General features: G+C 68.9%; 1 pseudogene. It reads left to right on the forward strand.

Annotated elements, in window-relative coordinates:
- Nucleotides 1-241 (forward strand): annotated as a pseudogene (locus tag SB764_RS44070) (ammonia channel protein); the annotation flags it as partial.

Consider the following 241-nt stretch of genomic DNA (forward strand, 5'->3'; position numbering starts at 1 on the left):
GGACTTCGCCGGCGGCACGGTGGTGCACATCAACGCCGGCGTGGCCGGCCTGGTGGGCGCGTATGTGGTCGGCAAGCGCGTCGGCTATGGCCGCGAAGCCATGCAGCCGCACAACCTGCCGATGACCTTCGTGGGCGCCGCGCTGCTGTGGGTGGGCTGGTTCGGCTTTAACGCCGGCTCTGCCCTGGCCGCCAACGAGAACGCCACCCTGGCCTTCTTCAACACCATGATCGCCACCGCT

It is taken from the genome of Paraburkholderia sp. SIMBA_027 (assembly GCF_046535315.1).
Classification (GTDB): Bacteria; Pseudomonadota; Gammaproteobacteria; order Burkholderiales; family Burkholderiaceae; genus Paraburkholderia; species Paraburkholderia tropica.